The organism is Zobellia sp. B3R18, assembly GCF_018860715.1.
In the GTDB taxonomy this organism is placed as follows: Bacteria; Bacteroidota; Bacteroidia; order Flavobacteriales; family Flavobacteriaceae; genus Zobellia; species Zobellia russellii.
Window position 1 is genome coordinate 1,829,266 of record NZ_JAHKQG010000011.1, and the last position, 7,994, is coordinate 1,837,259.

At 42.0% G+C, this 7,994-nt stretch carries 3 protein-coding genes; all 3 read left to right on the forward strand.

Features of this window, described 5'->3' with window-relative positions; genetic code table 11:
- Nucleotide 1: 1 nt before the first annotated feature.
- Entirely contained in the window at nucleotides 2-5,002 is a 5,001-nt protein-coding gene (locus tag KO513_RS14115) for a translocation/assembly module TamB domain-containing protein (RefSeq protein ID WP_215913889.1), read from the forward strand.
- 1 nt (nucleotide 5,003) lies between these two features.
- Nucleotides 5,004-7,325, forward strand: coding sequence for a translocation and assembly module lipoprotein TamL (tamL, locus tag KO513_RS14120; protein WP_215913890.1), 2,322 nt, complete (start codon nucleotides 5,004-5,006; stop codon nucleotides 7,323-7,325).
- A gap of 199 nt (nucleotides 7,326-7,524) precedes the next feature.
- A complete protein-coding gene (locus KO513_RS14125) occupies nucleotides 7,525-7,962 on the forward strand; it encodes a BLUF domain-containing protein (RefSeq protein ID WP_215913891.1) in 438 nt (145 codons plus the stop codon).
- The last annotated feature ends 32 nt before the right edge of the window (nucleotides 7,963-7,994 follow it).

Consider the following 7,994-nt stretch of genomic DNA (forward strand, 5'->3'; position numbering starts at 1 on the left):
AATGCAAAAGGAGAAAAGAAAAAATAGGTGGCTGCGACGCTTAGGACGGGTGTTCTTAGTGCTGGCGCTATTGTTTTTTGGTTTGCTACTGTTTATTCGAAGCCAGTGGGGGCAGGATATTATAGTGGGTAAGCTTACCAACTACGTGTCTCAACAGACAAATACAAAAGTTGAGATAAATCGCTTATACTTAACCTTTTCAGGAAATATTTTTTTAGAAGGATTGTATTTGGAAGATACCAAAGGGGATACCTTGGTGTATTCTAATAATCTGGAATTGAATTTGCCCCTCTCACCTTTAATTTTCAATAACGAACTTAATTTGAAGTCGGCCACTTGGGAAGGTTTGAACGCCAACATCACAAGAGAGCCGGATTCCGAGGACTTCAATTTCAATTTTTTAATCGATGCTTTTGCCGCGGAAGATACCACTACCGTTACCACAGAAAGTGAACCCATGCAGATAACCGTTGGGGAACTTGATTTTAAAGATTTTAAGTTGGTCTATAATGACCAATTTTTGGGAATAGACAGTCGCATTAAATTAGGTGAATTGGTGCTAGACGCAGATGAGACGGATTTGGAACAGTTGCGATTTGAATTGGATGAACTGAAATTATCCAACACGGATATTTTCTACAAACAGACCAAACCCTTCGTTTCCGAAGATACTACGGAAACCACTTTACCGTACTTTGCTGTAGACCTGCTGCAACTACGAAACGTGAAAGCCAACTATAGCTCCGTTCCGGATTCCATTAGCGCAAAACTAGATGTTCGGGATTTTGAGCTAGAACTGCCCAAAGCCAACCTGGCATCCAACGAAATAGAAGTAGATAGGATTTCGCTGCAGCGTTCGGCCATTTCGCTCCAGCTTCCGGCAGCTTCAAAAACTATAGATTCTACCGTTACGACCAATGGCGCTACAGGTTTTGAATGGCCTAAATTTTTAGTGCAGGTAGATGAAATTGATTTACAGGAAAATTCTATTACCTACACCATGGGTACGGCCCAGCTAGAAAAAGGCAAATTCAACCCTAATGCCATTTCACTTTCTAATTTTAAACTTCAAGCGGAAGAGGTAAAATACCGTCCGCAAGAAGTGGCTATGCAATTAAACGCATTTTCTTTTGCCGAACAGAGCGGTATTACATTGCGAAAACTGAACTTTAATGCCTGGATTGATGATGGCAGTGCTGCTTTGGAGGACCTGCAATTTGCGGTTAACAACAGTTCTTTGGCAGGGCAAATGACTTTGAAATATCCGTCTATAGAAACCGTGTTGGATGCCCCGGAAGGTACGCGGGTAGATTTAAATCTTCAAGATATAGATGTGGATGTACAGGATGCATTCACCTTACAACCGGAATTGGCGGATAATGCCTATATGGTCTCCGCTGCGGAACATCCCCTGCAAGGTGGAATTTCAGCAGAAGGTACGTTGCAAAAAATCGATATAAAAAATATGCAGCTCAATTGGGGACAAACCACCCAATTTTCTGCACAGGGAAGCTTGCAAAACATCACCCAACCGGATTCGCTTTATTTTGATTTCAGAACTATTTCGCTCAATACCGTAAAAGAAGATGTGGCAAAATTTGTTTCGGAAAAAGAATTGGGAATTTCACTGCCTAAAACCATTACTATAGATGCCCAAGCTAGTGGAAAAGTGAACGACCTTACCGCACAAGCACAACTAAAAATTCCAGAAGGTACTATTGCCGCCAAAGGCGCTTACCAAGATAGGCAAGAGATGTATTTTGATGGGAACCTAAAAGTAGATAGCCTACAACTGAATACGTTGTTGAACAACCCGCAACTGGGTGCCGTTTCATTTACTATGGATGTTTCCGGTGGGGGGAAAACGAACAATTTGGATGCAAAACTTAAAACGGATTTTACTCAATTGACTTTCAGTAATTACGATTTTTCGGCATTGAAGTTGGAAGGTGAGATGAAAAACGGGAAAGGAGCGGTAGACCTTGCTTTTAAGGATAAAAACTTGAATCTTTTGGCAAAGACCCAAGTGGTTCTGGATTCGGTAAACTCCCAGTTAGATTTAGACCTTAATGTCATTGGGGCCGATTTGTATGCGCTAGGAGTTACCAAAGAGAATATAAAAGCGGGGCTTCAATTTAACGGAAAATTCTGGGGTAATGCCGAAGCTTATAACATAGATGCCCAAATAGAAAACGGCGTGGCGGTCTATGACAATGAGCAGTATCAAATGGGGCCTGTTAACCTAAAATCGTATATAGACAATACCAATACCAACGTCTCGGTAACTAGTGATTTTTTAGTGGCCAGTCTAAAATCCAACGCTAGTCCACAAGGCTTGAACAATGCGCTAACACGGCAATTTGAAAACTATTTTAAAGACGGACAGGACAGTGTGGCCGTAAGGGATTCCGTGCGGTTGAAAATGAATTTAAAGCTGTCTCCAACGCCATTTCTGACCGAGGTGTTTTTACGGGACGTTGACCGTTTGGATTCGGTTTTGATAGATGCCGATTTTGATGCCGCTACGCGAAAATTGAACGCAAACGTACATGTGCCTTCCGTGGCCTATCAAGGAAGTTCCGTAGATAGTTTAAATGCGAGAGTAACGGGGAATGCGACCAATTTGGATTTTACGGCCGGATTTGCCGGTCTCGTATCGGAACCGGTTCTTATAAAACGAACTTTTATTGAAGGTAATCTGAAAAACAAAAAACTGTTCATGGATTTTATTGCCATGGATGATAGTGAGGCTGTCGCACATATTTCTTCGCAACTCACCCTTTCAAAAGATACCACTCGCATTCATATAGATCCGTCCAATTTGGTTCTGAACAAGAAAAAATGGTCGGTTCCAGCGGACAATCAGATTCGTGTTGGACCAGACTTATTACAGTTCAATAACATGAAATTTACCCGGAACGACCAATCTCTAACGCTTAGTGATCAGTTGCCCGGTCAAGAGAAGGAGCATATAGGTATTGTGTTCGATAATTTTAGGTTACAGACTTTTCTTAGTCTTTTAAATCCGGATGAAACCTTGGCCTCCGGTCTAGTAAAAGGAGATTTGATCATTGAGAACCCTTTTGGCGCAACGGGTTTGGTGGCCGATTTTAAGATCAATGCTCTGGAGGCTCTTGAGAATCCTTTGGGCAATTTAAGCTTAAAGGCAAATTCTACGGGAAATGCCGCTTACGATTTTAACCTTGCCTTAAAAGATGGTGGTGCAGACCTTGATTTAATTGGAGACTACGCGGCTTCGGAGAATGGGGCGCAACTGAACCTAGATTTGGATTTAAACCGAGTAGAGCTACAAACCTTGGAAGCGTTTACGCAGGGAGCCATTAAAGATTCGCATGGGGCCTTGTCAGGAAAAATAAATGTCTCGGGAACCACTGCCGCTCCGGAATACGACGGAACCCTAGATTTTACGAAAGTTGATTTTAATGTGGCCGCATTAAATTCCGTTTTTAAGATTGCCGATGAACAGTTGAAATTGGATACGGAGGGCATTTATTTTGATGCATTTCAGATAGCGGATGCAGATGGCAGCGATTTTACGATACAAGGTGCCGTGCTTACCGAAGAACTTATGAACCCTTCTTTTGATTTACAGCTGGATGCAGAGAATTTTAGAGTCCTGAACTCCACAAAAGAGGATAATGAACTGTATTACGGAGTAGCTAGTTTGGATGCCGATATAAAGGTGGAGGGCGACTTGGAGTTGCCCAAAGTAAGTGGCAAACTACGTATTCGAAAAATTACCGATATCACCTATGTGGTACCCGAATCGCAATTGGATGTTGAGGAACGGGATGGGGTGGTACTCTTTGTAAACCGTGAAAATCCGGATGCTATCTTAACCCGTAACGATCAGGAAGAAACCCCTTCCTTTTTTCAGGGAATGGATGTCCGAACGGTTTTGGAAATTGCCGAGGATGCCGATTTTCATGTGATTATAGACGAACGTACAGGAGATAATCTTGAAGTCTCTGGAGATGCGGCGTTGAACTTGAATATTGAACCTAACGGGAGAATCAATCTTTCGGGTAGGTACGAGCTGAAATCCGGACATTATGAGACTAATCTTTATAATTTGGTAAAGCGAAGGTTTGAAATAAATCCGGGGAGTACCATTACCTGGCAAGGAGACCCTACCGATGCAAAACTTGATGTTACTGCGGTGTACAGCGTAGAAACCTCGGCGGAGCCTTTAATGTCTTCGGTAGTCTCAAGTGAAGACGTTAGTGTAAGTTCAAAATATCAAGAGGTATTGCCCTTTCTGGTCTATCTGAACGTAGACGGAGAACTGCTGCAACCCGATTTATCCTTTGGCCTGGATATGCCCGAAGATGAGCAAGGTGCCTTGAGCGGTGCCGTATATGGGCGTGTACAACAACTGAACGGTCAAGAGGCGGAACTGAACAAACAAGTGTTTTCATTGCTGGCGCTCAATAGGTTTTATCCTGATTCAGGTAGTGATGGAAGTTCTGGGGGAACGGCCGCCATTGCTAGGGATAATGTTAACAAGGTATTGTCGGGTGAGCTTAATGCGTTTTCCGATAAGGTGTTCGGCAATACAGGGGTTGAGGTAGATTTTGACTTGGATAGCTTTACTGATTATCAAGGGGACAGTCCCCAGGACCGGACGCAACTCAATATAAACGCAAAGAAAAAATTGTTTGATGACCGCTTGGTGGTAACCGCGGGTAGTGCGGTAGATGTGGAGGGGAGTGCGCAGTCCGGACAGGAACAGACGCCCATAATTGGTAATGTGAGTTTGGAATATTTGCTGACCAAAGACGGAAGGTACCGTTTGCGCGGTTTTCGAAAAAGTGAGTATGAGAATATTATTGACGGTCAGTTGATCGTAACCGGTATGGCCGTTATTTTTAATAGGGAGTTTAATAAGTTCAGTCAGCTGTTCAATCCCTTAAAAGATAACGTTGAAGAGAAGGAAAAGAAAGCCAAATCCGATAAAGAAGAACAAAAAGGGGAACAATAATATGAAATTGAGCACCATGCCTTTTTTACGCATTTGTATACTGTTTTGCTTGGCAATCCCGTACGGATGTAGCGTGGGTAAATACATACCCGAAGACGAAACCTTGTTCACTGGGGCGGAAATTACGGTGGATTCAGAAGAGGAAAAGCGCGCGTTAAACCCCGTTGAGCAAGAGTTGAATACCTTGATTAGGCCAGCGGCCAATTCTACAGTTTTGGGAATGCGCCTTGGGCTCTATTATCATTACAAAGCGCAACGGGAAAAGCCCGGTTTTTTAAATAAATGGTTGAATAAAAAATTTGGGGAAGAGCCGGTGTACCTCAGTGATGTAAATACGCAGCGTATTGAAGAACTTATGCTCAACAGGTTGGATAACCGTGGCTTTTTCTACAGCAAGGTTTCCACGGAAATAGACAGTACCAAAAAATACGCTTCGGTGAATTATACGGCACAACTGCCTAAACCCTATACCCTAGAGCAGTGGAAAATAGATAAGGACAGTCTGCCCATTTATAGCGAGATAGAACAGGCCATGGCCAACACCCAACTAAAGGCAGGTGAACGTTTTGATTTGGAACTTTTAAAATATGAACGAGAACGGATTGATGGGTACTTAAAGAACCGAGGGTACTATAACTTTAATCCCGATTTTCTCATTTTTGAGGCCGATACCAATCGCTATGAGAATAGAAAGTTCGATTTATTTCTACGATTGAAAAAGGGTACACCGGAGAAGTCTATTATTCCGTATACCATTGATTCCATTGCAGTATACCCCAATTATTCCATTGAAAATGATAGCTTACCACAAGCTTCTGAAATTACGGAGGAAAACGGTATTCAGTTTATACAGGACGAAGAGTTCTTTAAACCCAAACGTTTGGAACCTTATATCCTTTTTGAAAAAGGACAGAAATATAATTCAGAAACGGCGCGCCTTACCAGTAACCGGCTAGCGGCCCTGGGCAGTTATAAATTCGTGAATATTAGATTTAACGAAATGGATACGTCATCGGTAGATAACAAAGGACTGCTTAATGCGGATATCTTTTTATCGCCTTTAACTAAAAGGTCCATTAGAACGGAACTTCAGGCAGTGACAAAATCCAATGGTTTTGCCGGTCCGGGAATAGCGGTAACCTATAACAACCGGAATGTTTTTAATGGGGGAGAAACCTTTAGTTTAACGGGAAATTTTGCTTATGAGACACAACTGTCCGGAGGTGATAATGCAGGCTTAACAAGTATTGCCGGAGGATTAAAGGCTAATTTGCTCTTGCCAAGATTGGTGCCTTTCTCGCCCAGCAGATTTAACTATGCCGTTCCCAAGACCAAAATAAGTTTGGGTGGTGATATTCTTAAACGGAGCAAACTTTATACGCTAACCTCTTTTAACGGCTCTTTTGGGTATACTTGGAATGCAAATAAGTTTGTGTATCATGAGCTAAACCCTATAAGTATAACCTACGTAAACCTTACCGATACCACAGAGGAATTCGAGGAAATCCTAGCCAACAATTCGTATTTGAGCAGCAGTTTTGAACAGCAATTTATAGCGGGCCTAAATTATACGTTTACTTATAACGAGCTGGTAGATGAAAATAAGGACCGCCCCATTTATGCGTCCACAACGCTGGATGTAGCGGGGAACACCTTGAGTTTGTTGAACGGAGGAAAGAGCACGGCATTTGGTCTGGAATATGCACAGTACGCCAAAGCGGATATAGATTTCAGGTATTATTTAAAGTGGGGCAAAGAAAACGCGGTGGTCAGCAGGTTGTATGCCGGTTGGGGAATTCCGTATGGTAATTCATCTACCTTACCTTTTGTAAAACAATTCTATTCCGGAGGCCCTTACAGTGTTAGGGCATTTCAGATACGGTCGTTAGGACCCGGTACGTTCCGTAGTGACGAGGATAGTACCAGCTCCTTCTTTGATCAGTCCGGAAATCTTAAGTTGGAAGCAAACCTAGAATACAGGTTTCCTATATGGTCCTATCTTAAAGGGGCACTTTTTGTAGATGCGGGTAATGTATGGTTGACAAATGAGGCTGAAGCCGGCGAGGGAGAATCGGAAGAAAGTATAGCTTTTAATCGGCAATTAACTACAGAAGGCAAGTTTGGTTCGGATTGGATAAGAGAATTGGGTATTGGGGTAGGTTTTGGACTTCGCGTAGATATTCAAAGTTTTGTCATAAGGTTTGATTTTGCTTCCCCTTTACAAGTGCCATACTTACCGGAAGGCGAGCGCATACGGACTCCGTTTATAAACGGAGGAAGCGGAAATGTTATTTTTAATTTTGCTATTGGTTACCCTTTTTAAAATTTATTTGAGGGTACATTTCTTAGCTTTAAGAGGATAAAGAGGTGTTTAGTGCTCAATTGTGATACTTTTGCTATCTTAACATTATCTGAAGCGAGGCATTCAACTAAAGTGAAGGCTTGAGAATAGGATAAAGTATTTAGAATTTATATTGTGTTGTGAAGGTTTCACGGGCAAACTAAACATCCCCATTCTATTGATGTATACACTTACTTACGAATCAAAAGCGATAAAAGAGCTTACGAACGCAGATATCGAGACTATTTTGGAGACGGCCCGCAATTTTAATGGGGCTAATACTATTACCGGTTGCCTAATATTTTACAAAAGACGTTTTATTCAAATTTTAGAAGGAGAGAAAGAGAAGGTACAATCACTTTTTGAGAATATAAAGAAAGACAAACGACACACGAATGTATATCAGTTATCGGAAAATGAAGTGTCGGAACGTAATTTTCCCAATTGGGGCATGGTCTACTATCCCATAGATGAGAATGACCTGAACAAAAATGAATACGAACAGTTCAAAAGAAACTTGTTGCTATTGGCCGATTTAACGGTGCATTCCAACAAAACCGCCATACTTTTCTGGAAGCGTATGAAATTGCTCATTACTGCACCCCCGGATGAAATCTAGGAGGTATTAAATTAAAGACAAAAAAAACGGCG